Below are 23,852 nucleotides of genomic sequence, written 5' to 3'. Positions count from 1 at the left end.
GTATCACCCCTTTGCGTGCGGGCTGTTCTTCAGCAGGTCGTCCACCACCGATGGGTCGGCCAGCGTGGAGATGTCGCCCAGATTGCCCGTATCGTTCTCGGCGATCTTGCGCAGGATGCGGCGCATGATCTTTCCGCTGCGGGTCTTGGGCAGGTTGGGGGCGAACTGCACCACGTCGGGCGTGGCGATGGGGCCGATTTCCTTTCGCACCCACTGGATAAGCTCGGCGCGCAACTCGTCGCTGTCCTCCACCCCGTCCATCGTGGTGACATAGGCATAGATGCCCTGGCCCTTGATGTCGTGCGGCATACCGACAACGGCGGCTTCGGCCACCAGCGGATGTTCGACCAGCGCGCTTTCCACCTCCGCCGTGCCCATGCGGTGGCCGGACACGTTGATCACGTCATCGATGCGTCCGGTTATCCAGTAGTAGCCATCCTCGTCGCGGCGGCAGCCATCGCCGGTGAAGTACTTGCCGGGGTACTGGGTGAAATAGGTCTGGATGAAGCGGTCATGATCGCCATAGACGGTGCGCATCTGGCCGGGCCAGCTATCGGTCAGCACCAGCGCGCCTTCGGTGGCACCTTCCACCACGTGGCCATCGGCCGGATCGACCAGCGCGGGCTTCACCCCGAACATCGGGAACGTGGCGCTGCCGGGCTTGAGCGCATGGGCGCCGGGGAGCGGGGTGATCATGTGCCCGCCGGTCTCGGTCTGCCACCAGGTATCGACAATCGGGCAACGCCCATCGCCGACCACATTGTAATACCATTCCCACGCCTCGGGATTGATCGGTTCGCCCACAGAACCAAGCAGACGCAAGGACTTGCGGCTGGTTTTTGCCACCCAGTCATCGCCTTCGCGCATCAGCGCGCGCAGGGCCGTGGGGGCGGCGTAGAAGATCTCCACCTTGTACTTGTCCACCACCTGCCAGAAGCGGCTGTAATCGGGGAAGTTCGGTACGCCTTCAAACATCAGCGTGGTCCCGCCGTTGAGCAGCGGGCCGTAAACGACATAGGAATGGCCTGTGACCCAGCCGATGTCGGCTGCGCACCAGTAGATCTGGCCGGGGCTGTAATCGAAGGTATATTCGTGGGTCATGCCCGCCCACACCGCATAGCCGCCCGTGGTGTGGAGCACGCCCTTGGGCTTGCCGGTGGAGCCGCTGGTATAGAGGATGAACAGCGGATCTTCCGCGCCCATTTCCTCCGGCGTGCATTCGGCGGGCATGGTGGCAACCGCCTCGGCCCAGTCCACATCGCGGCCCGGCTTCATCGGCACATCGGCGCCGGTGTGGCGCAGCATGATGACCGTATCGACCCGCGCCTTGTCGCAGGCGGCATCGACATTGGCCTTCAGAGGAACCTTCTTGCCGCCGCGCAGGCCTTCATCGGCGGTGATAACCACAGTGCTGGCGCAGTCTTCGATCCGGCCGGCCAGGGCATCAGGGCTGAACCCGGCGAACACGATCGAATGGACAGCGCCGATCCGCGCACAAGCGAGCATGGCGACGGCCGCCTCTGGCACCATCGGCAGGTAGATGGTCACCCGGTCGCCGCGCTCTACGCCGTGTTTCTTGAGCAAGTTCGCGAACTTGCATGTTGCTTCGTAGAGTTCACGGTAGGTCAGCTGGCGGGCGGGGGTATCGGGATGGTCCGGCTCCCACAGGATCGCCACGGTATCGCCGCTCTCCTCCAGGTGGCGGTCAAGGCAGTTGGCGGCGAGGTTCAGAGTGCCGTCGGCAAACCAGCGGATGCGGAAATCGTCTGCGGCAAAACTGGTGTCCTTGATCTGCGTCGGCACCTGCATCCAGTCGAGCCGCTGCATCTCCTTGCCCCAGAAGCCATCGGGATCCTCCACCGACTGGCGGTACATCTGCGCATAGCGTGCCGCGTTGATCTTCGCCCCTGCGGCCCATTCGGCCGATACCTGGTGCGCTTCGTGTACGTGCATTGCCGGCTCCCAAGTCCTCTGTGCGCCCGACCTAGGAAATCCGCGCGCCTAACGCCAGAGGGCATCCAGCGCGGGCAGCAGGTGGTCGCGATGTTCGGCGGGTACGCGGGCGAGCAGTTCGCTCTCGAACCGGTCGATGATCACCCGGGCCTTTGTCATGGTTTCGCGCCCCTCTTCGGTCAGGGCCAGGCCTTGGGATTTGCCGTCGATCGGGGTGCGAGCAATCAGCCCGGCATCCTCCAGCCGTTTCAGCAGGGGCACCATGTTGGCGCGCTGGATATCGAGCTGGCGGCCCAGCGCGCTGGCGGTGACTTCGGGGTTGTCGGCCAGCAGCAGCAGTATCGAGGCATCGACCTGCTTCATGCCTATTGCACCCAGCCGCGCCGACAGGTCCGCCGCCGTCGCGTTGGCGGCACGACGCAGCGAATAGCCGGGGTAGGAGGGCAACGGATCGCGCATAATGGGCAGGCTAGCGATTGTTGTTGATCATAGCAATCCATATCGCTATCGCCGATAACAATATTGGCGCGACCGGGACGAATCGCTTCCGTTCGCATTTCAGGAGAGAACCCATGGCCAAAGGCCCCTCGCAGCCCGATCCCCGTCCGCAGTCCGAAACCGTCAAGTACGACATCGTCGATGGCGTGGCCTGGGTCTATTTCAACCGTCCCGACAAGCGCAACTGCATGAGCCCGAACCTCAACCGGCAGATGCTGATCGTGCTGGAGGAACTGGAATTCCGTGACGACGTGCAGGTGCTCGTCCTCACCGGCGAAGGCGCTGCCTGGTCGGCCGGCATGGACCTGCTGGAATACTTCCGCCACGCCGAACAGGAAGGCCTGCACAAGGTCCGCCAGCACCAGCGTGAAGCCTATTCGTGGTGGGAACGCCTGCGCTGGTATGAAAAGCCCACCGTGGCGATGATCAATGGCTGGTGCTTTGGCGGCGCCTATGGCCCGCTGTTCGCCTGTGACCTGGCGTTCTGCGCCGACGATGCGCAGTTCGGCTTGTCGGAAATCAACTGGGCGATCCTGCCGGGCGGCGGCGCATCCAAGGTCGCGGCCAACCTGATGGGTTTCCGCGATGCCATGTACCACGCGATGATGGGCGAGAACCTGACCGGCAAGCAGGCCGCCGAAAAGGGCATGGTCAACGAATCACTGCCCGCCGACAAGCTGAAGGCCCGCGTGCAGGAAGTGGCCGACGTGCTGAAGAAGAAGGACAGCCAGGCCGTCCGCGCCACCAAGTGGGCCATGCGCCGCGTCATGGAAATGACCTATGACAACGCCGAGGACTATCTGATCCGCGCGCAGGAAGCACTGAACCAGTTCGGTGGCCTCGAAAGCCGCAAGGAAGCCACCAAGCAGTTCCTCGATGACAAGACTTTCAAGCCGGGTCTCGGCACCTTCGACAAGACCAAGCTGAAGAAGGACTGATCCAGCACCAGTCTTGTCACCCCGGGCTTGTCCCTGGGTCCAGCTTCAGCCTCGCCGCAAGCTGGACCCCGGATCAAGTCCGGGGTGACGACATGTGTTGAGGGCGGTAAACGATCTCCGCCGACGAGCGAAAAATGCCAGCGAGAAAGAGCCCGACAATGACCACCCGCCGCTTCACCAATGAACAGATCGACCGCCTGCTGCGCCCCAAGTCGGTGGCGGTGATCGGGGCTTCGGACCGGCATGGCGCGCTGGGGGCCACGCTGCTCAACAACCTCGTGCAATACGAGTTTTCCGGCGACGTCTATCCGGTCAATCCCAAGCGGGACGAGCTGCTGGGCCTGAAGGTCTGCAAGGACGTGTCCGAGCTGCCGCAGGGCATCGATTGCGCCGTGCTGGCGATCCCGCGGCCCTTCGTGCTCGATACCGTGCGCGGACTGGCCGAGCGCGGCTGCGGCGCGGTGGTGATTTATTCGGCCGGCTTCTCCGAAGCGGGCGAGGAAGGCATGCGCGACCAGCTGGAACTGGCGCGCATTGCCGAAGAACACGGGATGGTGATCGAAGGGCCGAACTGCCTCGGCTGCACCAACTATGTTGATCGCGTGCCGCTGTCGTTCGTGGAAACGAACATGCAGGTGCCGGGGCAGGATGACCGCGCCGTGGGCATTGCCAGCCAGTCCGGCGCTCTGGCTGCCGTGCTGGCCACCGCCCTGCACCCGCGCGGCCTCTTTGTCTCGACTTCGGTTTCGACCGGCAACGAGGCGGGTTCGGGCGTGGAGGACTATGTTGAATGGCTGATCGATGATCCCGCCACCCATGTCATCGCGCTCTATGTTGAAAGCCTGCGTCGACCGAAGGCCTTCATCGCCGCCGCCCGCCGGGCGCGCGAAGCGGGCAAGCCGGTCGTGATGCTGCACCCCGGCCGCAGCGACAAGGCCCAGGCCAGCGCCGCCACCCATACCGGCGCCATGGCGGGCGACTATGCCCTGATGAAGACCAAGCTGGCACGCGAAGGCGTGATCTTTGCCGAAACGCTGGAGGAACTGGCCGACATCACCGAGATCGCGCTCCGCTGCAAGTCGCTGCCGGGTGCCAATATGGCGGTTCTGGGCGAAAGTGGCGCGTTGCGCGGCCTGGCCTTCGATATTGCCGAGGATATCGGCCTCGACCTCATTCACCTGGACGATGACAATTCGCCCAAGATCCGCGCGATCCTGCCCGATTTCGTGCCGGTCTCGAACCCGACCGACATCACCGCGATCGGCCTGTCGGAACCCGTCATCTACACCAACCTGTTGACCGTGCTGCTGGAGGATGACCGCATCGGGTCGGTGGTCGCCTCGATCATCCAGAGCGATCCGATCACCAGCAAGATCAAGTTTCCCGCCATCATCAAGGTGCTGGAAGACGGCACCTTCGCCAAGCCGCTGGTCTTCGCCGGGGTGGACGAGGGCGCTCGCGTACCGCCGGAATATATCGAAGGCCTGCGCAAGGTCGGCATTCCGTGGTTCCCCAGCACCGAACGCGCCTATCGCGCCATTGCGCGGCTGGCGGACCTGTCAAAGCGTGACCTCAGCGACAAGTCGCTCCCGCCGCTCGAAGTGGCAGGCCTCGATGCGGTCAGCGGCGTCGTGCCCGAATACAAGGCCAAGGAACTGCTCGCCCCGTTGGGCATCAGCTTCCCGCAGAGCAAGTTTGCCGCCAGCGCCGATGATGCCGTGGCTGCTGCCGAAGCCATCGGCTATCCGGTAGTGATGAAGGGCCAGGCTCCGGCGCTGGGCCACAAGAGCGATGCGGGCGCGGTTCTGCTCAATCTCAAGACCGCAGACGACGTGCGCGCCGCCTTCGACAAGATGTACACCAATGTCGCCGCCTATGACGCCTCCATCGCGCTTGATGGCGTGCTGGTGGAAAAGATGGGTCGCATGGGCACCGAGATGATCGTGGGCGCCAAGTCCGATCCCGAATGGGGTCCGGTGGTGCTGGCAGGCTTTGGCGGCGTGACGGCCGAAATCCTCAAGGACGTGAAGCTGTTCACCCCCGACATGGGCAAGGACCAGGTCGTGGCGGGCCTGCTGGGCCTCAAGCAGGCGGCGATCCTCAAGGGCTGGCGCGGCGCGCCCGCGCTGGATGTTGGCGCGCTGGCCGACCTCATCGTGCAGATGGGCCGCGTGATGGCCGGCAACCCGCGCATCCGCGAGATCGACTTGAACCCGGTGATCATCCATGCCGAGGGAGAGGGCGTGGTCGCGCTCGATGCGCTGATGCTGGTGGAATAGCCCTGTTACAATTCATGACCTAGCAATCCGCCTCTCCGGGGTTAGGCTGCGCGCCTGACGAGCCATGAATGGGCCGGGGAGGGGATTGATCCATGAAGATGTTGCAGCGCTTTGGCGCCCTCGTTGCCGTGATTGCACTGGCCGGCGGCGTGCCGCTGGCCGTTTCCGGGCAGAACGGTCCGCCGCCCGGTGCCAACGGTCCGCCGCGCATGGCCATGACCATGCCGGTCGATCCGCGGGCCGAGGAACGCTCCTATACCTTCGCGCCCACCGGGCAGCAGATGCGCTATACGATCTTCGTGTCGAGCAAGGTCGATCCGGCCGTGCCCGCGCCATTAATCGTGGCGCTGCACGGGATGGGCGGGGACGCCAATTTCATCGTGCGCGATCGGCTGATCGATCTGGCCGAAGAGGGTGGCTATGTCGTCGTCGGCCCGATGGGCTTCAACGAAGTGGGCTGGTATGGCTCGCCGGTGATCGCCTTCGGCCCCGGCGGCCCAGATCCCGCAAACCTTGCCGAATTGAGCGAGCTGGACGTGATGACGGTGACCGCCATCGCCACCAGCGAATTCACTATCGATCCCAATCGCCAGTACCTGATGGGCCATTCGATGGGTGGGGCGGGCACGCTGTTCCTTGGCCAGCGTCACGCCGAACGCTGGGCCGCCGTGGCCGCCATCGCCCCTGCCGCTTTGATGATGCAGCCGACGCAGGAACAGGTGCTGGCACCGATGAAGGATGCCGGCGTTCCGGTGATGATCACCGAAGGCGCGGATGACAATGTGGTCCCGCCCGACAGCGTGCGCACCTGGGCCGCTACGCTCGACCGCATGGGCATGAAGCATGAATACCTCGAAATGCCCGGCCACGACCATGGTACGATCATCGGTGCATCCATGCCCGATATCTTCCGCTTCTTTGCCGAGAACCAGCGCACCCCGCCACCGCCGCCCGCCTTCCGCCCTGGTGGGCCGCCGCCTCCATCGAACTGAGCGGCGCAATGGACGACGTAATCCTGGGTCGCACCGGGGCGCGGGTTTCCGCCGTGGGGCTGGGCTGTGGCGGTCATTCACGGCTGGGCATGGCGCGCGGGGCTTCGGCGGCAGAGGCCTCTCGCATCGTGGCCCATGCCATCGAACTTGGCGTGACTTTCATCGATACGGCCATGTCCTATGGCACCGAGGAAGCCGTAGGGTTGGGGATCAGGGGGCACGATCGCAGCCGCCTGTTCCTTTCGACGAAAAGTTGGGTGGGGCGGGGCGGTTCGGAGAAGCTGACTGAATTGCTGACGCCTGCCGAATTCACCGCCAATCTCGATGCCAGCCTCAAGCGGCTGGGGACCGACCATGTGGACCTGTTCCACCTCCACGGAGTGAGCGCGGACCAGCTCGATTATGCCTGCGATGTGCTGGTACCCGAGATGCACCGCCAGCAGCAGGCGGGCAAGATCCGCTTCATCGGAATTACCGAGGTTTTCCGTTTCGACACGCAGCACGCCATGTTGCAGGCAGCGGTTCCGACCGGGCTGTTTGACGTGGTGATGGTGGGTTTCAACATGTTGAACCAGAGCGCGCGGCAGCTGGTGTTCCCGCAGACCATGGCGCTGGATATCGGCACGCTGATCATGTTCGCGGTGCGGCGCGGGCTCAATTCCGCGGCCAATGCGGCCGAGGCCGTGGCCGAACTGGTGGCGTGCGGCGAGGTCGATGGAGGGGCGATCAACCCCGCCGACCCGTTCGACTTCGTCAGTGCCGATCCGGCGATCCGGAGCCAGATCGAGGCCGCCTATCGCTTCTGCCGCCATGAGCGCGGCGCGCACGTGGTCCTGACCGGCACCGGCAGCGCCGCGCATCTGGAAGAGAACATCGCTTCGATCCTCGCCCCGCCGCTGCCTGCCGATGTGCTGGAACGGCTGGAGCAGGTGTTCGGCCGGGCCGTATCGGCCAGCGGAGAGTAGGTTCCCGGCAGACGGCCGCTAGCGGATTGAACGCCGGCCATCGTTGTAGTCGATGCGGATGCGTACCCAGCCTCCCACCAGCGACTGGTTGCCGCGCCGGGGCGGACGGACGCGAAACTGCCAGGCCATGGCGAGCACGGCGCGCAGCATGTTCGATCCTGCCGGATGCTCGCTCACCCCCACACAGTCCTCCACCCGCCAGCCCGGCGCGGTGCGGCAGGATATGGTGGCCGAGCCAAAGGTCGCGGTTGAGAGATAACCGGCCATCTCCTGGTCGGTCGGTTCGGTGTACCAGCGCGCGGCGAAGAGCGCGGATCCATCGGGCGCGGTGCCGACCACCTGGCTGTCCCCGGCAGACGGGCCGGGAGCGGCGGGGCCATAGGCCGGGCCGCTGGGCGCATCGGGGCGGCGGCGGGGAAGGTTTGAGATATCGGCGCCCTGCATCTCCTCGCGCGTCAGCGGGATGATCGCGGTTCGCGGCGCCGGTTGCTGCGCTCCGGGTGGCGGGGTCTCGGCGGGCGGGACCGGCGGCGCGGGGGCGGGCGGCTCGACCGTGGGGACTATGCTCGACGGGGTCTCGGCCGGGGCAGGAGGGGGCTCGTCGGGCGGGGGCGGATCGGTAAAGTCGATGCTGGTGAGGCGGGGCTGGTCAGGCTCGGCAATGGTGCCGCCGTGGCCGAGCGAAAGCAGGGCCAATAGCAGCAAGGCTTCGAGTACGATTGCCGCCGCCACTCCGCCCGCGCGCGGCCCCAGCCGTTCGCGCAGCTCCTGGTAACGGGATAGGACGGGCGGTACTGGCGGTTGGATGGCGGCTGGACCTGCTTGGGGGCAATCTGGCACGCCATCGGCCCGCTTGGCCCGCGTTGCAAGCTTCGGTTGAAGAGTCCCGAAACTGTAACACAGGCCGCGCAGACAGGCACGATGGCGGGAGTAACTTCACAAGCCGACTGGGTCCGGCGCGCCCATGCCTTGGGCGACGACCTGTCAACCGAGGAATGGGCGCTGTTTGCCGAACTGGCCTCCGTCGTGGGTGACTGGCCTGCCCGCAATGCCGTGGCCCGCACGGCACTCAACAATGCCGCGCGAGAATTGCAGGTGATGGCGGCGGAGTCTGCGCGCTAGAAGGCTGCAATCCCGGTGATTGCCCGTCCCAGGATCAGCGCGTGGACATCGTGCGTGCCTTCATAGGTGTTGACCGTTTCCAGGTTCACCATGTGGCGCATCACCTGATATTCCTCGGAAATGCCGTTGCCGCCGTGCATGTCGCGCGCCATCCGTGCCACGTCCAGCGCCTTGCCGACGTTGTTGCGCTTGACGATCGAGACCATTTCCGGCGCGAACCGGCCTTCATCCATCAGGCGTCCGATCCGCAGGCTGCCTTGCAGGCCCAGCGAGATTTCGGTCACCATGTCGGCCAGCTTCTTCTGGAACAGTTGCGTGGCAGCCAGCGGGCGGCCGAACTGCTTGCGTTCAAGGCCATAGGAGCGGGCGGCGGCAAGGCAGAATTCCGCTGCGCCCAGTGCTCCCCATGAAATGCCGTAGCGTGCGCGGTTGAGGCAGCCGAACGGGCCTTTCATGCCTTCGACACCGGGCAGCAGCGCATCGGCGGGCAGGCGCACGTCGTCCATCATGATCATGCCGGTGGTGCTGGCACGCAGGCTCAGCTTGCCCGCGATCTTGGGGGCTTCGAGGCCCGCCATGCCCTTTTCCAGCACGAAACCGCGAATCTTGCCGCCGTGGGCTTCGGACTTGGCCCAGACCACGAAGACATCGGCGAAGGGCGAGTTGGAAATCCACGTCTTGGCGCCCGACAGGCGGTAACCGTCGCCGTCCGCCTTAGCCACGGTGCGCATTCCGGCGGGGTCCGATCCTGCATCGGGTTCGGTCAGGCCGAAGCAGCCGATCAGTTCGCCGCTGGCCAGGCCGGGCAGGTATTTGCGCTTCTGTTCGTCCGTGCCATAGGCATGGATCGGATACATCACGAGGCTCGACTGGACCGAGGCCATCGAGCGATAGCCCGAATCAACCCGCTCGATCTCGCGCGCCACAAGGCCATAGGCAACGTAGCTGGCGCCGGATCCGCCGTATTCCTCAGGGATCGTCACGCCCAGCATCCCTGCCTGCCCCATCTGCGGAAACAGTTCGCGGGCATCAGCCTCACGGGCGAAATCCTCGATCACGCGGGGTTGCAGCACGTCTTGCGCAAAGCCGTGTGCGGCCTCGCGGATCATGCGCTCCTCGTCGGTCAGCTGGTCATCGAGGTTGAGCGGATCGGCCCAGTCGAAAGGCACCATCCGGGTCATTGGTGAGTGGCCATGGAACAAGTCTCCTTTGAAACCGCCTTTAGCGACTAAGCCGCGCAAAGCAAATGCGGCCCAAATGCTGCCTCAGCGATTGCCGAACTGGCGGGCGAATCCGGCGCTGTCGCCCGCTGCCAGCAACTTGGCCTGTGCCACCCAGTCATCGCGCCGGATGCGGCCCTGGAAGCGGCCCATCTGGGCATCGACGCGGTCGATTTCGGCATCGTCCCAGGCGGCGATCTGGGCAAAGGTGGTGACGCCCATGACGGCCAGTTGCGCCTTGAGCTTGGGGCCGAGGCCCTTGATGAGCGTCAGGTCGTCCGCCCCGCTGGCAGCAACCGGCGGCGCGGCCGGAGCGAGCGGCGGAGCCGGAGCTGGCGCAGGTTCAGGCGCAGCTGTTTTCGGCGTAGCGGCCGCAGCAGGCGGCGCGTCGATCAGCGCCTGGTTGCGCAGGGCCAGGGCATCGGCCTCGGCGCTTTGCTCCTTCGCCACGCGGGTGGTGCGGTTGGCGGCGAAAATCCACCATGCCACCGCCATGCCGATCACCAGCGCAATGACCAGCAGCATCCAGTTAGCTTGTACCAGTTCAGCCACGAAAACCCCCAAAATTGCGATGGTTGCCTGCTATTCCCTACCCCAGATCGCCCAGCCGATCCCGATTCCGATCGCATAGGCGACCAGCAGCAGGACCAGCAGTTCGAGCCAGATGGGCATGGGAATCCTTGTTCAAAGCGCAGCCTTCTAACGGCGCTGCCCCCAAGCTGGCAACCGCCGGTGACTGCGGGTGACCGCCAGCTAGCGCGGACCGGGGGTATCGACCGGGGTGGGCAGGACCGGTTCGGTCGCGATCACGGCGAATTCGATCCGCCGGTTGGCCGGATCGCCCGGCTCCAGGCCTTCGACCGGAAACTGCGATCCCACACCGCGAGCACGCAGGCCGTCAGAAGGGATGCCGCGTGCAACCAGCGCCGCCTCCACGGCTGCGGCCCGTTCGCGCGACAGGGCGAGGTTCCCGACGGCGCTTCCCGAGTTGTCGGTATGTCCGGTGATCGCGATGATAGAGCCAAGGCACGGGCGCAGCGCGGCGGCGACCTCGTCCACCAGCGAATTGCTGGCGGCATCGATGCGGGCCGAACCGCCTTCGAAGCGGATTGTCCGCGCGCGCAGCAGGCCGTTGACATCGTCCTGGCAATGGAGCGGATTGACGATCGGCATCTCGCCTGCGGCCAGCAGGCCGGATTCTGCCCAGCGGACCCCGCCCACGCCGGATATAGCGCCGACTGCGCGGGCGACGCGGGCGCGGGTGCTGTCGTTCAGGCCTTCTCCCCCCACCAGCACCGGATGGCGGCTGGCGAAGCCGTTGGCAGTATCGAACTGGGCCACCACATGCCCGGCCCCGCCGGTTTCGGCGATTTTTGCGGCGGCCTTTTGGGCCAGGTCTTCGGCCAGCGCCGGACCGGTGACGTTCGCACCGACGATCGACAGAGCACTGACTGCAATCGCGCCAAGAGCAAGCGAGAGGCGCGATGTGGGCCGGAACATTATGCTTCGTCCTCCTTGATCTGGCGGCGGAACAGCACGCGGTCCTCAGGGCCGAAGCCCTTGGTCCAGATGATCCAGCCATATACTCCCAACAGCAGCGGTACGCCGAAGGCCAGTTCGATCCATTCGGGTAGCAGGATCACCACCTGGCCGATCACAACGACCGCCGCGGTGGCCCAGACCAGCGCCCAGCGCCAGTTGTTGATCGGGTGTCCCAGGATCCGGCTGAGCATGACTGCCTTGACCAGAGAGGCAGCGGCCAGCGCCAGCATCAGCGATCCCGCTGCCGCCGCTGCCTGGATATAGTCCTCCTGTATTTCGCTTTCGATCTGCATACGCTCGATCGCCAACATCACCCCTACGGTTACGATTGCCTGGAACACGATGGTGCCCACCGACACCCACAGGTTGCGCAGCCTAGCGACATAGATCAGCGCCGCTTCGGAGACTACAGCCGTGGCAGCGACAACCTCTGCCGCAAGCAGGAACACCAGCGCCCCCGTACCCGGAACAAAGGCCCCGCCCGCTCCGAACAGGCCGAGCAGCGCCTCGCCCGGTATGCCCAGTGCCAGGGCGATGCCGAGTTGCGCCGCCACGATCCAGAAGCCCACCTGGCACACCTGTCGGGCAATCGCGGCATAGTCCCGCTCCTTGAGCCGGGCGGTGATGACCGGCCCCAGGATCGGCTCGAAACTGGTCTTGAGCTTTTGCGGCAGGCTGGCGATCTGCTGCGCCATGAAATAGATGCCTACGGCAACAGGGCCGGCAAAAATGCCGAGGATGAAAATGTCGAGGCGGCGCGTGCCCCATTCGATGGCATCGGCTACCGCCAGCGGCAGGGCCCGGAAGGTCATGCGGGCAATCCGCATCGGGTGAGGCCGCCAGTTCTGCGGTCGGCCATAGCAGCGCAGGTAGGTCCACAGAGCGGTGGCCAGCCCGGCATAGATCGACACCAGATAGGCCATCGCCATGCCCGATTCCTGGATCGGTTCGACAAAGAAGAACGCGCCAGCCAGGATCGAGATCGTCCACGGTTCCACCACCGCGCGGGCGCGAACGGCCGTGGCGATGTCGAAGCGATAGGCCTGGGCCGCCAGCACGATCTCGGTCAGCGCATAGCCGGGAATGGCCAGCACGATCCACCGGTCGAGATCGTTGTAGATGCCTGACGGGAAGAGCGGCGCGGGGAACATATAGAGCAGGGCTGCTGCAATGACTGAAAGGACGAGCGCTACCACCATGCCGTCCGCAATCAGGCTGGCCGGGTTGTCGTCACTGTCGCTCAGGCGCTGGGCCAGCCCGCGCTTCTCGCCGATCGAACATAGCAGGGCGAGCAGTTCGACCACCACCAGGGCCGATGCAAAGCGGCCCACCGCTTCCGGGCCATAGAGGCGCCCCGCGATGAACAGGAACGGCAAGCGCGCCAGCAGGCGCAGGACGAAGCCCATGAAATTGGTGCGCCCGCCCCTTGCCAGGGCGGCGATGTCACGGGACTGCGCTGCCTCGTTCAAGTGCCGGAACTCTCGGGCTGTGAGGTTTCCGACTTGAGCGGTCGGGTCAGCATGTCCTGTGCCACTTCGGCTGCGCCCGCACCGCCCAGCAGCGCGCAGACGGCCTCGACAATTGGCATGGCCACACCGTGCCTTGCGGCAAGGTCGCGCAGCACCGGCGCAGTGTGCGCGCCTTCGGCCACAGTGCGGCGGTCCTGCATCAACGCGGCTGCGCTTTGGCCTTCGCCCAACGCTAGGCCAAGGCTGAAATTGCGGCTGGAAGTGGACGAACAGGTCAGCACCAGGTCGCCCAGGCCGCACAGCCCCGCCAACGTTGCTGCCTTCGCGCCGAGCGCCTCGCCGAAGCGCAACATCTCGGCATAGCCGCGACTGATAAGCGCCGCGCGGGCATTCTGGCCCAGCTTCAGGCCTTCGACCACACCACAAGCGATGGCGAGCACGTTCTTGACCGATCCGCCGACTTCGGCGCCGACCAGGTCATCGGAGAAATAGGGCCGGAATGTGGGGCGGGCGATTGCAGGCGCCAGCCGCTCCCATTGCGCCTGCCCGCCGCCGCAGGCCAGCGTCACGGCGGTTGGGAGACCGGCGGCGACTTCATGCGCGAAGGTCGGGCCGGACAGCACGGCAATGTCGCTGCCGGGTGCACAGAGTTGCGCCACTTCGTTCATCATCCGCCCGGTCCCGGCCTCGATACCCTTGGCGCAAAGCACCAGGTCCTGCGGATAGGCTGGCAGGCGCGAGAGGATCGATCCGAGATGTTGCGCCGGGGTGACGAGCAGCAGCACTTCGCACTGCGCCATGTCGGCGAGGTCGCCAGTGGCGTGGATTGTGGGGGCGAGGGCCGCAGAGGGCAGGAACAGGTCGTTCCGGTGGTCGCGGTTGATCGCGTCCGCCAGCCCGTCCTCCAGCGCCCACAGCAGTACATCGGTGCCGTCGGCGGCAAGCATCTGCGCCAGCGCCGTGCCCCAGGCGCCTGCGCCCACCACGCCGATCTTGCGACCAGTCATGCTTTCACTCCTGCGCCGCGCACTGTTTCGGCCGATGGATCGAGCGGCCAGCGGGGGCGGGCAGACACGTCGAGGGGGTCGGCCGAAAAGCCGCAGCGCAGCCGTTCGATCCCGGCCCAGGCGATCATCGCGGCATTGTCGGTGCACAGCGCTATCGGCGGAGCGCTGAAAGCGAGGTCATGATCGCCTGCCAGCCGTTCGAGCGCAGCCCGGATCACCGCATTGGCGGCCACGCCGCCTGCCACGACCAGTGCCGTCACCTCGCCCATCACGGCAAGGGCAATGCGGGTGCGATCGACAATGCAATCGACCGCTGCCTGCTGAAAACTGGCGGCGATGTCTTCCGGCCGATGCTGGCCGCTTTCAACTGCCCGCAACACGGCGCTCTTGAGCCCGGCGAAGGAGAACTGCACTTCGCCGCTGCCGACCAGCGGACGGGGCAAGGGCACGGCGCGCGGATTACCCTGCAGCGCCAGCCGCTCCACCGCCGGGCCGCCGGGATAGCCGAGGCCGAGTATCTTGGCGGTTTTGTCGAAGGCTTCGCCCAGGGCATCGTCGATGGTGGTGGCAAGGCGCCGATAGCGGCCCGGCCCATCAACCCGCAGGATCTGGCAGTGCCCGCCCGATACCAGCAGCAGGGCATAGGGAAACTCAAGGCCCGGATCGGCCAGTCGCGGGCTGAGCGCGTGGCCTTCCAGATGGTTGATCGCCAGCAGCGGCAGGTCGCTTGCCATGGCCAGCGCCTTGGCCGTGACGAGGCCGACCATGACCCCGCCGATCAGCCCCGGTCCGGCCGTGGCGGCAATCGCGTCACAGTCGTGCAGGCCCTTGTCGGCCCGTTTCAGTACCTGTTCAATGAGGGGGACCAGCCGCTCCGCATGCGCGCGGGCAGCGATCTCGGGTACGACGCCGCCATAGGGGGCGTGGGCCTCTTCCTGGCTGGCTATGGACTGGGCAAGGATGTGCCCGTCGCCGTCCACGAGCGCAGCTGCGGTCTCGTCGCAAGAGCTTTCTATGCCGAGTACAAGCACCATCCTGCGGCTTCCACTGAACCGAAATGTTATCTAGGGCAAGCGCCACGCTTATGACCGACCACGATATGACCGACCCTGTTAAACTGAAGCTGGGAACCCGCGCCTCGCCGCTCGCCATGGCGCAGGCCCACGAAACGCGCGCCCGCCTGTGTGCGGCGCACGGCTGGGATGAGCAGGCGGTCGAACTGCACCCCGTTACCGCCAGCGGCGACAAGGTGCAGGATCGCCCGCTGGCCGAGATTGGCGGCAAGGCTCTGTGGACCAAGGAACTGGACCAGTGGCTGGCCGATGGGCTTATCGATGCCTCGGTCCATTCGCTGAAGGACGTGGAGACGGTCCGGCCCGACGAATTCACGCTGGCCGCCATCCTGCCGCGCGCCGACAAGCGGGACCGGTTGATCGGTGCCGCCAGCCTGGCCGCCTTGCCGCAGGGCGCGGTAATCGGCACCAGCGCGCCGCGCCGTGCGGCCCAGGCGCTGCACCAGCGGCCGGACTGCAAGGTGGTGTTCTTCCGCGGCAATGTCGCCACCCGACTCGCCAAGCTGGCAGCGGGCGAGGCCGATGCGACATTCCTGGCGGCGGCTGGCCTTGAGCGGCTGGGCCAGCAGGGCGTCGGCCATGCGCTCGATCCAGCCGACTGGCTGCCGGCACCCGCCCAGGGTGCCATCGCGCTGGAATGCCGGACCGCAGACAGCCGCGTGCGCCAGTTGATGGCCGCCGTCGATCATGCGCCGAGCCGCGCCGAAGTGATGGCCGAGCGCGCCTTGCTGGCGGCGCTGGGCGGTGGCTGCCATTCGGCCATTGCGGTGTCCTGCGACCCTGTGGGCGACGACCTCCTGATGCGCGCCGCGCTGTTCAGTCCCGACGGGGCCGAGCGTGTCGCGGGCGAAACGCGCTTTGCCCCTGGCGATAGCAACGGCCCGGCGCAACTGGCGCAGGACCTGCTGGCCCGCTCCAGTCCAGCCATCCGCAACCTGTTCGGTAGCGGCCATTGAGTGCGGTAATTTCGATCCGGCCACAAGCTGGCGGCGAGGATACGGTTAAGCACGGGGCCTTGCGAAACCTTGCCATCACCAGCTTTCCAATGTCGCATGCAGTGCCGTGTGACTGGAGCGGTCCCGGCCCTTCTACGGTCGATGCCCTGTTGCTCGGCAGCGGGCGGGCAATCGCGCTGGGCGGGCCGGAATTGCAGAAGTACCGTGAAAAGCCGGTCTATGCCGTGGGCCGGGCAACCGGCCGGATGGCGCAGGAAGCCGGGTTCAGGGTGCAGGCCATCGGGGCGGGCGGTTTGCAGCAGGTGGTTGACGCCATCGACAGTCGGCCACTGACCCTGCTGCGCCTCGCCGGATCACGACAGGTCGAGGTCGAGCCGCCACAGGGTGTCACGGTCGTCACCCATGTGGTCTATGCCATCGAGGATCTGCCGATGCCCGCCCAAATGGCCGTGCTGCTGGGCGGTGGCGCGCTGGTGCTGCTGCATTCGGCAGGGGCGGCGGAACACCTGCGCGCCGAATGCGGGCGGCTGGGCATTGACCTTTCGCAGGTTCGCCTCGCTGCCCTCGGACCGCGCATCGCCGAAGCTGCGGGGGATGGCTGGGGCGAGGTCCGCTGGGCCTCCTCGCCGAGCGATGCAGCGCTCTTGGCCTTGGCCGCCGACATGTGCCATTAAGGTCGCTTGGCACAAAGGGCCGCACAACGCATGACGGATGACGCACAGACATTTCCCGACAGCACGACTGGGCGAAGGGGTCCGGGGCTGGGCACGCTCGCACTCGTGGTGCTGGGCGCCTTTGCCCTGGGTGCGGCGGCGATGCTCTACCTTGCACGCACCGAAGGCTGGGGCATTCCCGACGTGGTGTCTGTCCGCAGTGAAAATGCACCCCTGGCGACCGAGCCGCTGGCTGCTAGCAGCCGGTTCGGTCCATTGGTTTCGCCGGTCGAACCCAGCGCCGCCGAAGTGCGGCAGACAGCGCAGCGGGTCGAGCAGGTCGAGGTTCAGGCGGGCGGCATCGACCAGCGCGTTGCCGCGATGGAACAGCGACTGACCCGGCTCGATCTGCAATCGCAGGCCGCCGCCGGCAATGCCGCGCGGGCAGAGGGCATGCTGATCGCTTTTGCCGCGCGCCGATCGCTCGAACGCGGGCAGCCGCTGGGCTTTCTGGAAGACCAGCTGCGCCTGCGGTTCGGCGACGCCCGCCCCAATGCGGTGCAGACGGTAATTGATTCGTCCCAGGACGGGGTCACTCTGAACGAACTGCTGGTGCAGCTCGATGGCATGGGCAGCGACCTGGTCGAAGTGCCGAAGGATGAAGGGCTGATGCGGAGAATCGGCCATGAACTGTCGCAGCTGTTCTCGATCCGCACCGCCGACACACCGTCACCCATCTCCGAACGGCGTCTTGAACGGGCGAGGATCCATCTTGAGAGCGGCCAGATCGAGCGGGCGATAGCCGAAGTGCGGGCCATGCCCAATGCCGCACTGGCGCAGGACTGGCTGGACAAGGCGGAACGCTATGCCGCAGCCCAACGCGCGCTCGAAGTGCTGGAAACCGCCGCTGTGCTGGAACCGCGCGACTTGCGCGATGGTGATGGCCGGCGGGTCGAACAGCCCGGCCTGACCAACTAGCCTTTAAGCAATTCGGGCAGGTCTCCGGTCACGCCGCGGGCCTCGTCCATGAACCAGCGCTTCAGAGGCGGCGTGCGCTGCACCAGCCCCATGCCGAAGCGGCGGATCGCGCTGGGCAGTCGGCCGGGAATGCCGAACAGCCGCGTCAGGCTGTCGGTGGCGCCCATGACCATCAGCGAATCGAGTGCACGCCAGTCTTCATAGCGCTTGAGCATTTGCGGATCGGCGACATCCAGCCCCAGCCGCGCGCCTTCAACCAGCACTTCGACCAGCGATCCCACATCGCGTAGGCCCAGGTTCAACCCTTGCCCCGCGATCGGGTGCATGCCGTGCGCCGCATCGCCTACCAGCGCCAGCCGCTGGCCGGTCAGCTTGACCGTGTGTTGGAACTTGAGGGGATAGGAACTGACCGGGCCTTCTACCGTGATATCGCCCAGCACACCGTGCATCCGTTCGGCCACCTCGGCAGCGAACATGGTGCGCGGCATGGCCAGCACGCCGGCGGCATCTTTCTCGGCCACGGTCCACACCAGTGCGCTGCGGTGGCGGCCCTGGTCGTCATCCAGCAGCGGGAGCAGGGCAAAGGGACCGGCGGGGTAGAAGATTTCCCACGCGGTGTTGCCGTGCGGCTTGCTGTGGCTGAGCCCGGTTATCAGCGCGCGGTGCGAATAGTCCCACTGCGCCATGGTGATGCCCGCTTCCTCGCGGGTGGGAGACATGCGCCCTTCCGCGCCTACCATCAGGCCTGCTTCCAGCACCGTTCCATCGGCGAGCGTGGCGGAAACGCCATGCTCGCCGCGGTGGCGTTCGACTATGTCGGCCATCGGGTGCCAGGCGATCAGCGGTTCGGCCTTGGCGGCTTCGAACAGGGCCAAGCGCAGCTGGCGGTTGGGGAACATGCGGCCCAGCGAGCCTTCATGCGGTTCGGGGCGGAAATCGAGGCGGCCAGGCTTCATCCCGTCGGTCACGGCGATGGATGCGATAGGGCAGCCGAACGGCTCCAGCGCGTCTGCCAGGCCGATGTTGGTGAACAGGTTCCAGCTTGCCGTGGAGATCGCGCTGGCGCGCCCGTCGAACCCTTCGGCCGTCAGTTCGGCCGGATCGGCACGATCCACGACATGGCTGGAAAGGCCGCTGCGGGCGGCGGCGAGGGCCAGTGTCATGCCCACGAGGCCGCCACCGAGGATCAGGAGATCGCGCTTGTCGCTCATGGCGATCACCCCTAGATCGTGCGCCATGGCGCGCGCAAGTCTCCTGACCCTTTTCCGGTATGCTCTTATGCCGGTGTTGGCACTGCTGATTGCGGCGCTGGCCCAGCCTGCCGCAGCCCAGCAGCTTCGCGAAAACAACATTGCCGCCGACCTTGTAGCCGAAGGAGCGCCCGTTGCGGGTGAGACGCTCACAGTGGCGCTGCATTTCCGGCCCAAGGATGGCTGGCATGGCTACTGGTCGAACCCCGGCGATGCGGGCCTCGGCATGCAACTCGACTGGGACCTGCCCGAAGGCTGGCAGGCGGGGGAGCCGCAATACCCGGTGCCGCACAAGCTGACGCTGGCTGGCCTGATGAACCACGTGTTCAAGGGCGACTATGCCGTGCTGGTGCCGATAGTGGTGCCGGCGGGCGCCGTGGTGGATAGCCGCCGACCGATCACGCTCGATGCCGAATGGCTCGCCTGCACCGATCAGATCTGCGTGCCTGAAGGTGCCCAGCTAACCCTGCGCTATCCCCAGGCGGATGGCGGGGCTAACCCGTTCGATGGCTGGCGTGCCGCCTTGCCGCCGATGATCGACACCCAGGCGCGGTTTTCGGTTGCGGGGGACCGGCTGCGGATCGCCATTCCCCTGCCGGCTTCGATGGACCTGGCCAACCTCCATGTCTTCGTGGGGCAGGACCGCATGGCGGCAGACCGGCACATGGCCTATGCCGCCGAACAGTCGTTCTTCCGGGATGGCGACCTGCTGGTGGCCGAAGTGCCGCTTATCGCGCTGAACCTGCCGCCCAATTCCACCCAGGCCGCGTTCGATCCCCTGCAGCAGGTGACCGGCATCCTCGCTTTCGGCGCGCCGGCCAACGGTGTCCGTTTCGAGGCCGTGCCGGGTGAGGTGCCAACCGGTGGCGAGCGCATCAGCGGCAGTGCTCCTGTCACCGCGCCCCTGTGGACCTTGATCCTTGCCGCGCTGGCGGGCGGACTGTTGCTCAACCTGATGCCGTGTGTATTTCCCATCCTCAGCCTGAAGGCGATGACGCTGGTGCGGGCGGGCGAGGGCGAGGTCCAGGCGAGGCGCGATGCCCTAGCCTATACGGCGGGCGTGGTGCTGGCCTGCATGGCAATCGGCGCGCTGTTGCTGGTCTTGAGGGCTGGCGGCCAGCAGATCGGCTGGGCGTTCCAGTTGCAGGAGCCGGGCGTGGTCGTGGCCCTGCTGGTGCTGGCGGCGGTGATTACGGCCAATTTTGCCGGTGTGTTCGAGGTCCCTTCGCTGTCCGTCTCGGGCAATGGGGGCGGCGGATCGTCATTCGCCACGGGCCTGCTTGCAGCTTTCGTCGCCACGCCGTGCACGGGGCCGTTCATGGCCGCGGCACTGGGCGCGGCGCTGTTGCTGCCGCCGGAACAGGCCATGCTGCTGTTCGCCGTGCTGGGGCTGGGGCTTGCGCTGCCGTTCCTGGCGCTTGGCTATGTGCCCGCGCTGCGCAGCCGCCTGCCGAAGCCGGGACCGTGGATGAACACCTTCCGCCGCGTGATGGCGATCCCGATGGGGCTGACGGCGCTGGCGCTGTTGTGGCTGCTGACCCGCCTGGGCGGGCGTGAGTTCGCACTGGTGGCGCTGGTAGTTACAGTGGGCGTGCTGATTGCGCTGGCCGTCACCGGCCTGCTGCAGCGCCGCGGCAAGCTGGCATGGCCCGCCTTCGGCCTGATCGCCGCGCCTTTTGCACTTGCGGGGGCCTTCATCCTTCCTGCAGTCTATGCCCAGGCCGAGCCGGGCGGCGGTGCGTCGATCCTCTCGCCGGTAAACTACAGCGAGGCTGCGCTGGCAGAGGCGCGGGCATCGGGCCAGCCGGTGTTCCTGTGGTTCACTGCAGACTGGTGCGTGACCTGCAAAGTCAACGAAAGCGTGGCGATCGAGCGCGAGAGCACCAAGGACTCTTTCGAGGTGGCAGGCGTTGTCGCCATGCGCGGCGACTGGACCTTGCGGAACGAGGAAATCACCCGCTTCCTGACCGAGCAGGGCGTGGCAGGGGTGCCGCTGTACATGTGGTATCCGGCAGACGGTCCGGGCGAGCAATTGCCGCAGGTGCTGACGCCCCAGATGCTGGCGGACCTGGCCGCTAGCTGACCGGCTCTTCCGCTTCCGGCTCCACCGTGGGCCGGACAACGCCGCCGGCCCGGCACCAGGTGACGAATTCTCCCGGGAGGCGGCTGCCGGCAATCTCCAGCATACCGCCACCGGGCAAGGTGGCGGTAAGGTCGCGCGGGCCGGTGAACACGTCGAGCGAGGGGTCGGCGGCCGGCAGTTTCGCTTCCCACCGCCACTCGCCATTGGCCAGCGTCGCATCGACCATGAACCGGCTGCGCATGCCGTTGCCGATCACCGGCAGCAGTGCGCCTTGCCCTGGCAGGGCCGTCAGGTGGCGGATCACGCTGATCTGCGGCGGGTTCTCGCCCGGACGGCAAGCGAGGCTGAGCAGCGGGTCGGCCCCCGCATTGCCGAAGTGCAGTGCTTGCCCATCATCCGCCACGCGCCAGCTTGCCAGCGTCGTATCGGGCGATTGTTCCATGACTCGCGGCATGGCCGGTCCTGCCTCGGCCAGGTCCACCCGCTGCACCGGCGGCGGTGCGCGGTCGCAGGCGGTGAGGGCGATGGCGGCGACGAAGGTGGCCAGAAGCGCGGCTCTCACTTGCCCCACTTCTTCTGCACCTTGCCATAGCGGGTCTTGCGGGTGCCCGGCTTGCCTTCGTTGCTGCGCCCTACCATCTGCGCGCGCTGTTCGTGGGCGGGTAGGCCGAGTTCGTCGGCTTCCAAGCGGCGGATCTCATCGCGCAATCGGCCCGCCTCCTCGAATTCGAGGTTGGCGGCGGCGTTGCGCATCTTCTTTTCGAGGTCTTCGATATGGCTGCGCAGGTTGTGGCCGACGAGATTGTTGGCCCCTTCCGCGTCGATTTCTACCAGCACGCCATCGCGGCTGGCGGTGTGGGCGACGATGTCCTGGATGTTGCGCTTGATCGTGGTTGGCGTGATGCCATGTTCCTGGTTGAACGCATGCTGCTTTTCGCGGCGGCGGTCGGTTTCGGCCATCGCGCGTTCCATCGATCCGGTGATCCGGTCGGCATAGAGGATGACCTTGCCATCCACATTGCGTGCCGCGCGGCCGATGGTCTGGATCAGCGAAGTTTCGGAGCGCAGGAAGCCTTCCTTGTCGGCATCGAGGATGCAAACCAGTCCGCACTCGGGGATGTCGAGCCCTTCGCGCAACAGGTTGATGCCGATCAGCACGTCATAGACGCCGAGCCTGAGGTCGCGGATCAGTTCGATGCGTTCCAGCGTTTCCACGTCGGAATGCATGTAGCGCACCCGCACCCCCTGTTCGTGCATGAATTCGGTCAGGTCTTCCGCCATGCGCTTGGTCAGCGTGGTGACGAGCGTGCGATAGCCCTTGGCGGCGGTCGCCTTGCATTCGGCTATGCAGTCCTGCACCTGGTCTTCCACCGGGCGGATTTCCACCGGCGGGTCGATCAAGCCGGTGGGGCGAATGATCTGTTCGGCGAATACGCCGCCCGATTGGTCCATCTCCCACGATCCCGGCGTGGCCGAGACGGCGAAGGTCTGCGGGCGCATCGCGTCCCATTCGTTGAAGCGCAGCGGGCGGTTATCGATGCAGCTTGGCAGGCGGAAGCCATATTCGGCGAGCGTCAGCTTGCGCCGGTGGTCGCCCTTGGCCATCGCGCCCACCTGCGGCACGGTCTGGTGGCTCTCATCGACGAACAGCAGCGCGTTTTCCGGCAGGTATTCGAACAGCGTAGGCGGCGGTTCGCCCGGAAGGCGGCCCGTCAGGAAGCGGCTGTAGTTCTCGATCCCCGCGCAGGAACCGGTGGCGGCGATCATTTCCAGGTCGAAATTGGTCCGCTGTTCCAGCCGCTGGGCTTCCAGCAGGCGGCCTTCCTCTTGCAGTTCCTTCAGCCGTTCGGTCAGTTCGAACCGGATGGCTTCGGCGGCCTGCTTCATGGTGGGCCCGGGGGTGACATAGTGGCTGTTGGCATAGATGCGCACAGTGGCAAGGATGGCGCCCTTCTTGCCGGTCAGGGGGTCGAATTCGGCAATATCCTCGATCTCGTCACCGAAGAAGCTGATGCGCCAGGCAGTGTCCTCAAGGTGCGAGGGATAAACTTCGAGACTGTCGCCGCGCACGCGGAAATTGCCGCGGGCGAAGGCGGCATCGTTGCGCTTGTATTGCAGCGCCACCAGCTTGCGGATGATCTCGCGCTGATCGACCGTCTCGCCCTTCTTCAGGTCGAAGATCATGGCGGAATAAGTTTCTACCGACCCGATACCGTAGATGCACGACACCGAGGCCACGATCAGCACGTCGTCGCGTTCAAGCAGCGAACGGGTCGCCGAGTGGCGCATCCGGTCGATCGCCTCGTTCACCGAGCTTTCCTTCTCGATGTAGGTATCGCTGCGCGGCACATAGGCTTCGGGCTGGTAGTAATCGTAGTAGGAGACAAAATACTCGACCGCGTTTTCCGGAAAGAAGCTCTTGAATTCGCCGTATAATTGCGCGGCGAGGATCTTGTTGGGGGCCAGGATCAGGGCAGGGCGCTGCAATTCCTCGATCACCTTGGCCATGGTGAAGGTCTTGCCGCTGCCGGTGACGCCCAGCAGCACCTGGGTCTTGTCACCCGCCCGCGTGCCTTCGACCAGTTCGCGGATGGCCGTGGGCTGGTCGCCTGCGGGCTCGTATTCCGACACCAGCTTGAACGGCCGCCCGCCTTGCGACTTTTCGGGCCGCACGGGCTTGTGCGGAGTGAAGCTGGCGGAGGTATCGGGTTCTTCCAGGCCGCGCCTGATCACGAGTTCGGACATGGTGAACATATGGGGAATATTGGGCGCAGGGGCAATGGTCGACACGCCTGGACCATTGGCAGGCTTGCTTCAGCTTGGTATCCCGTCCTCCGATCATCGGGGCATCTGTCCCGCCACCTTGGGGGGAAT

21 protein-coding genes are annotated in these 23,852 nt (G+C 66.0%); 9 read left to right on the top strand and 12 right to left on the bottom strand.

The window, feature by feature from the left end:
• Positions 1-3: 3 nt before the first annotated feature.
• Positions 4-1,953, bottom strand: coding sequence for an acetate--CoA ligase (gene acs / locus M3P36_RS01180; protein WP_249698610.1), 1,950 nt, complete (start codon positions 1,951-1,953; stop codon positions 4-6).
• 48 nt (positions 1,954-2,001) lie between these two features.
• Positions 2,002-2,412 (bottom strand): MarR family winged helix-turn-helix transcriptional regulator, encoded by a 411-nt coding sequence (locus M3P36_RS01175; RefSeq protein ID WP_249698596.1) that lies wholly within the window; start codon positions 2,410-2,412, stop codon positions 2,002-2,004.
• A 113-nt stretch (positions 2,413-2,525) separates the two neighbouring features.
• Here M3P36_RS01175 and M3P36_RS01170 point away from each other — a divergent pair, with 113 nt between their 5' ends.
• The 4 genes from M3P36_RS01170 (at position 2,526) to M3P36_RS01155 (ending at position 7,625) form a co-directional block, all read left to right on the top strand.
• Entirely contained in the window at positions 2,526-3,389 is an 864-nt protein-coding gene (locus M3P36_RS01170) for a p-hydroxycinnamoyl CoA hydratase/lyase (RefSeq protein ID WP_249698586.1), read from the top strand.
• A gap of 158 nt (positions 3,390-3,547) precedes the next feature.
• Positions 3,548-5,668, top strand: a complete 2,121-nt coding sequence (locus M3P36_RS01165) for an acetate--CoA ligase family protein (protein ID WP_249698584.1) — start codon at positions 3,548-3,550, stop codon at positions 5,666-5,668.
• 92 nt (positions 5,669-5,760) lie between these two features.
• Complete coding sequence (locus M3P36_RS01160) at positions 5,761-6,660, top strand: prolyl oligopeptidase family serine peptidase (protein WP_249698581.1); 900 nt, start codon at positions 5,761-5,763, stop codon at positions 6,658-6,660.
• Between the two features lie 8 nt (positions 6,661-6,668).
• Positions 6,669-7,625 carry an aldo/keto reductase gene (locus M3P36_RS01155; RefSeq protein WP_249698572.1) on the top strand — a complete coding sequence of 319 codons (957 nt, stop codon included), beginning with the start codon at positions 6,669-6,671 and terminating at the stop codon, positions 7,623-7,625.
• A gap of 18 nt (positions 7,626-7,643) precedes the next feature.
• On the opposite strand, the gene M3P36_RS01150 is transcribed toward M3P36_RS01155, so the two are convergent.
• A complete protein-coding gene (locus tag M3P36_RS01150; protein ID WP_249698562.1) occupies positions 7,644-8,357 on the bottom strand; it encodes a hypothetical protein in 714 nt (237 codons plus the stop codon).
• A gap of 189 nt (positions 8,358-8,546) precedes the next feature.
• Between M3P36_RS01150 and M3P36_RS01145 the strand changes: the two genes are divergently transcribed.
• Positions 8,547-8,747, top strand: coding sequence for a hypothetical protein (locus M3P36_RS01145; protein ID WP_249698559.1), 201 nt, complete (start codon positions 8,547-8,549; stop codon positions 8,745-8,747).
• On the opposite strand, the gene M3P36_RS01140 is transcribed toward M3P36_RS01145, so the two are convergent.
• The 6 genes from M3P36_RS01140 to tsaD all read right to left on the bottom strand — a co-directional run bounded on the left by M3P36_RS01140 (position 8,744) and on the right by tsaD (position 15,019).
• Complete coding sequence (locus M3P36_RS01140) at positions 8,744-9,919, bottom strand: acyl-CoA dehydrogenase (RefSeq protein ID WP_249699074.1); 1,176 nt, start codon at positions 9,917-9,919, stop codon at positions 8,744-8,746. The genes M3P36_RS01145 and M3P36_RS01140 overlap by 4 nt on opposite strands.
• Before the next feature lie 93 nt (positions 9,920-10,012).
• Positions 10,013-10,519, bottom strand: a complete 507-nt coding sequence (locus tag M3P36_RS01135) for a helix-hairpin-helix domain-containing protein (RefSeq protein WP_249698558.1) — start codon at positions 10,517-10,519, stop codon at positions 10,013-10,015.
• A gap of 201 nt (positions 10,520-10,720) precedes the next feature.
• The gene (locus M3P36_RS01130) at positions 10,721-11,467 is read right to left on the bottom strand and encodes an OmpA family protein (protein ID WP_249698555.1); all 747 of its coding nucleotides are present in this window, start codon (positions 11,465-11,467) and stop codon (positions 10,721-10,723) included.
• Complete coding sequence (locus M3P36_RS01125) at positions 11,467-12,915, bottom strand: lipopolysaccharide biosynthesis protein (RefSeq protein WP_249699073.1); 1,449 nt, start codon at positions 12,913-12,915, stop codon at positions 11,467-11,469. The genes M3P36_RS01130 and M3P36_RS01125 overlap by 1 nt, the downstream gene beginning before the upstream one ends.
• 59 nt (positions 12,916-12,974) lie before the next feature.
• A complete protein-coding gene (locus tag M3P36_RS01120) occupies positions 12,975-13,985 on the bottom strand; it encodes an NAD(P)H-dependent glycerol-3-phosphate dehydrogenase (protein WP_249698554.1) in 1,011 nt (336 codons plus the stop codon).
• On the bottom strand, positions 13,982-15,019 hold the full coding sequence (gene tsaD, locus M3P36_RS01115) for a tRNA (adenosine(37)-N6)-threonylcarbamoyltransferase complex transferase subunit TsaD (protein WP_249698551.1): 1,038 nt from the start codon (positions 15,017-15,019) through the stop codon (positions 13,982-13,984). The genes M3P36_RS01120 and tsaD overlap by 4 nt, the downstream gene beginning before the upstream one ends.
• Before the next feature lie 50 nt (positions 15,020-15,069).
• On the opposite strand from tsaD, the gene hemC reads away from it, so the two are divergent.
• The 3 genes from hemC to M3P36_RS01100 all read left to right on the top strand — a co-directional run bounded on the left by hemC (position 15,070) and on the right by M3P36_RS01100 (position 17,645).
• The gene (gene hemC / locus M3P36_RS01110; RefSeq protein ID WP_249698540.1) at positions 15,070-16,014 is read left to right on the top strand and encodes a hydroxymethylbilane synthase; all 945 of its coding nucleotides are present in this window, start codon (positions 15,070-15,072) and stop codon (positions 16,012-16,014) included.
• Between the two features lie 89 nt (positions 16,015-16,103).
• Positions 16,104-16,688 carry a uroporphyrinogen-III synthase gene (locus M3P36_RS01105; RefSeq protein ID WP_249698529.1) on the top strand — a complete coding sequence of 195 codons (585 nt, stop codon included), beginning with the start codon at positions 16,104-16,106 and terminating at the stop codon, positions 16,686-16,688.
• Positions 16,689-16,718: 30 nt separating this feature from the next.
• Positions 16,719-17,645: a hypothetical protein gene (locus tag M3P36_RS01100; protein ID WP_249698515.1), complete on the top strand. Its 927-nt coding sequence runs from the start codon at positions 16,719-16,721 to the stop codon at positions 17,643-17,645.
• Here the strand turns inward: M3P36_RS01100 and M3P36_RS01095 are convergent.
• Complete coding sequence (locus M3P36_RS01095; RefSeq protein ID WP_249698511.1) at positions 17,642-18,883, bottom strand: FAD-dependent monooxygenase; 1,242 nt, start codon at positions 18,881-18,883, stop codon at positions 17,642-17,644. The two genes, M3P36_RS01100 and M3P36_RS01095, sit on opposite strands and share 4 nt — an antisense overlap.
• A gap of 40 nt (positions 18,884-18,923) precedes the next feature.
• Between M3P36_RS01095 and M3P36_RS01090 the strand changes: the two genes are divergently transcribed.
• Entirely contained in the window at positions 18,924-20,978 is a 2,055-nt protein-coding gene (locus tag M3P36_RS01090; RefSeq protein WP_249698501.1) for a protein-disulfide reductase DsbD family protein, read from the top strand.
• Here the strand turns inward: M3P36_RS01090 and M3P36_RS01085 are convergent.
• A complete protein-coding gene (locus M3P36_RS01085; protein ID WP_249698498.1) occupies positions 20,971-21,540 on the bottom strand; it encodes a hypothetical protein in 570 nt (189 codons plus the stop codon). The genes M3P36_RS01090 and M3P36_RS01085 overlap by 8 nt on opposite strands.
• On the bottom strand, positions 21,537-23,723 hold the full coding sequence (uvrB, locus tag M3P36_RS01080; protein ID WP_249698495.1) for an excinuclease ABC subunit UvrB: 2,187 nt from the start codon (positions 23,721-23,723) through the stop codon (positions 21,537-21,539). The genes M3P36_RS01085 and uvrB overlap by 4 nt, the downstream gene beginning before the upstream one ends.
• Between the last annotated feature and the right edge of the window lie 129 nt (positions 23,724-23,852).

Source organism: Altererythrobacter sp. KTW20L, from assembly GCF_023501975.1.
In the GTDB taxonomy this organism is placed as follows: domain Bacteria; phylum Pseudomonadota; class Alphaproteobacteria; order Sphingomonadales; family Sphingomonadaceae; genus Alteraurantiacibacter.
This window is presented reverse-complemented; position numbering and strand designations above follow the sequence as displayed.